Source organism: Dietzia sp. DQ11-71, from assembly GCF_014144995.1.
Classification (GTDB): Bacteria; Actinomycetota; Actinomycetes; order Mycobacteriales; family Mycobacteriaceae; genus Dietzia; species Dietzia kunjamensis.
Map to the genome: position 1 here is coordinate 1 of NZ_JAALDT010000404.1, position 2141 is coordinate 2141.

Annotated in this window: 1 protein-coding gene and 1 pseudogene; both read left to right on the forward strand. The window is 70.7% G+C overall.

The features are described 5' to 3' along the window. Positions 1-327: pseudogene (locus G6023_RS15780) on the forward strand ((Fe-S)-binding protein); the annotation flags it as partial. A 410-nt stretch (positions 328-737) separates the two neighbouring features. After that, a complete protein-coding gene (locus G6023_RS13405; RefSeq protein ID WP_096906698.1) occupies positions 738-1991 on the forward strand; it encodes a pyridoxal phosphate-dependent aminotransferase in 1254 nt (417 codons plus the stop codon). Positions 1992-2141: the final 150 nt, after the last annotated feature.

The following is a 2141-nucleotide window of genomic DNA, read 5'->3' on the forward strand; positions in this document are numbered from 1 at the left end:
GCGCCCGCGAAGCCGGCCGTCGGCCTGGGCCTCAAGGGTGGAGCTAAGGCGCCCGGCGCACCCAAGGCACCCGGTGCTCCGAAGGCACCCGGCGCTCCGAAGGCCGAGCCCGCCGCCCCGGTGACCGAGGCCCCGGCGAAAGCCGAGCCCGCCGACACTGCCGACACCGCCGAGTCCGCGACCGGTTCCGCCGACCAGGCTGAGTCGACGTCGACCGAGTCCACCCAGGCTGAGTCGACGCCGACCGATGCCCCGGCGAAGCCCGCGTCGGGTGGGGCGATCCCCCGCTCGAAGAAGTCCGGAGGTTACGGCCTCTCTCTGGGCTGACGCCCACCGGACGCCACCGCGGCCCGTGATCAGATCTCCTGATCACGGGCCGCGGCGCATGTGGACGTTCCCCGGGGGGAGGGCGTACGCGCGTCCGCTCGCGACGCCGCCCTCAACCGCTCCCGCGCCTGGCGCCCAGGGCGCTCCCGCAGATGTACTGCACGAAGGTCGCCGCTCCTGAACATGGCGTCTGGCCTGCCCTTCGGCGGGTGCGAGACGCCATGCCCGCGGGCGGCTGGAGCTCCAGCCGGCGACCGCGTAGAAAGGTGCCACCGCCGCGCGGCGTTCACGACATCCCTGTGGGGCCACGGTGCTCTCCTTCGGCCCCGGGCATGGTGCCGCCATGCCCCACCGGACATACGCCCTCCGCGACGCGGGCCACAGCGACCCGAGTGGCACAATCGCAAGGTATGACGCCTGAGACCACGGGACGAACGCTCCACCAGCTGCGCACTCTCGACCAGTCCTCCAAGCTCAAGGACGTCCTCTACGAGATCCGCGGGCCGGTACTGGCCAGGGCCAACCAGCTCGAGGCCGAAGGTCACCGCATCCTCAAGCTGAACATCGGCAACCCCGCGCCGTTCGGGTTCGAGGCGCCGGACGTGATCATGCGCGACATGATCGCCGCGCTCCCCCACGCGCAGGGCTACTCGGAGTCCAAGGGCATCCTGTCGGCCCGCCGGGCGATTTTCACGCGCTACGAGCTGGTCCCGGACTTCCCCCGTCTCAGCGTGGACGACATCTACCTCGGCAACGGCGTGTCCGAGCTCATCACCATGTCGATGCAGGCGCTGCTGGACGACGGCGACGAGGTCCTCATCCCCGCACCGGACTACCCGCTGTGGACCGCCATGACCTCACTCGCCGGGGGCAGGCCCGTCCACTACCTCGCCGACGAACAGGACGACTGGAACCCGTCGCTTGAGGACATCGCCTCCAAGATCACCCCGCGAACCAAGGCCATCGTGGTGATCAACCCCAACAACCCGACCGGCGCGGTCTACTCGCGTGAGGTCCTGCAGGGGATCGTCGATCTCGCCCGCGAGCACAGTCTGCTCATCCTGGCGGACGAGATATACGACCGGATCGTCTACGACGAGGCCGAGCACACCTCCATCGCCACCCTCGCCCACGACCTGCTCGTGCTGACCTTCAACGGACTGTCCAAGACCTACCGTGTGGCGGGCTACCGGGCGGGCTGGCTGGCGATCACGGGCCCCAAGGCGCACGCGGCCGGCTTCCTCGAGGGGTTGGAGCTCCTCGCGTCCACCCGCCTGTGCCCCAACGTGCCCGCGCAGCACGCCATCCAGGTGGCGCTCGGTGGCTATCAGTCGATCAACGAGCTCATCGAGCCCGGCGGCCGGCTGCACGAGCAGCGGGGCATCGCGTGGGAGAAGCTCAACACGATCCCGGGCGTGAGCTGCGTCAAGCCCATGGGCGCGCTGTACGCCTTCCCCAAGCTGGACCCGAACGTCCACGAGATCCACGACGACCGGCTGTTCGCCCTCGACCTGCTCGAGCAGGAGCGGATCCTCGTCACCCAGGGCACGGGCTTCAACTGGCCGGACCCCGATCACTTCCGGGTGGTCACCCTGCCCGCCTCCCGCGATCTGGGCGTGGCGATCGAGCGGATCGGCAACTTCCTGGCCTCGTACCGGCAGTAGCCCGGGGGCCGCGTCGGCCGGTGTCAGGTCGGCCAGTGCCAGGTCGGCCGGGTCAGGTCGACGGGTGTCCTGAGCGCATCGGCGAGACGACCCCCGGCCCGGCGGGGGCCGTCCCCGTGCGGCGGGTGGCGCCCTCCGCCGGCACCCCGC